The sequence below is a fragment of the Streptomyces fildesensis genome, assembly GCF_016107395.1.
Classification (GTDB): domain Bacteria; phylum Actinomycetota; class Actinomycetes; order Streptomycetales; family Streptomycetaceae; genus Actinacidiphila; species Actinacidiphila fildesensis.
Genome location: NZ_JAAIKO010000138.1, coordinates 1 through 1,053, shown reverse-complemented (window position 1 = coordinate 1,053; position 1,053 = coordinate 1). Strand labels below are relative to the sequence as shown.

The window sequence follows — 1,053 nt, the reverse complement described above, 5'->3', positions numbered from 1 at the left end:
AGGGAGCCGTGCAGGCGCAGGCGGGAGATGCCGCCGTCGGGGAAGATGTCGATCCGCACCCGGGTCGCCGGGACCGGGTTCACCAGGAAACGGTGCACCGTGTCGGGCTGCAGCTTGGTCCGCGGCAGCAACTGCGTCCACTCATCCGAACCGTCGTCCTGCACGAACAACGCCGCCCAGCCCGCCGAGTTCCCCTTCAAATACGCGGTATCGATCTCCACCGCACGAATCACACCCTGCGCCACCAACCGGTACTGCACCCAGTCATTGCCCTTGTCCCGACGACGACGCGTCTCCCACCCGTCATCCATCTTCCGCGAACGCCCCGGCAGGATCGTGTTGACCGGCGAGGAGTAGAAACGGTCCGACGCGTCCTCGACCGTGCCGCCGTTCTCCAACGCCACCAGGTCGAACGTGCCCAACTCCGCCAACCACCCCGGATCCGGCGCCACCTCCCCGTACACCCGCAACCGGGCCACACCACCGTCCGGGTGCTGGTTGAGCCGCAGATGCGTGAACCGGCGATCCACCTCCACCGTGAACCCGTTCGCCGCATGACCACCCACCGGGGTCCGCGGCACGATCGTGGTCCACTCCACGCCCTCCGCCAGCAGATCCTGCGGCGACGCCGACAGTGCGTGCGCCGTCGCCTCGACCGACACCGACTGCGGGTAATTGCCGCGGAAGTGCGCGGTGTCCACGACGATCCCGCGGATCACACCCGGCGCGCCGAGCCGGATCAACGCCCAGTCGTGGTCCGCGTCGACCGGATGCGGGGCATCCGTACCGGTGCCCCGGCGGCGGCGGGTCTCCCAGCCGTCCATGATCTTGCCCTTGTGCCCGAAGTGCTCCGGATCGAAATGCGCCGGCTCCGGGATCAGCAGATTCTCCCGCTCCGCGAAGAACTCGTCATTCGCCGCGATCACCCCCGCACCCAACCGCCGATCCGCCAGATCCACCAGATCCGTGAACGGCAACTCCGCACGACGATAATCCCCATACGGATCACCCCCACCGAACGGCCGCGCATCACCGGTGAACGAAGTCGAGGAC

General features: G+C 67.9%; 1 protein-coding gene. It reads right to left on the bottom strand.

Features of this window, described 5'->3' with window-relative positions; all coding sequences use genetic code 11:
* Window positions 1-1,053, bottom strand: a 1,053-nt coding sequence (gene alc, locus C6N31_RS42260; protein WP_198359623.1) for an allantoicase, incomplete at both ends; no start/stop codon positions are given.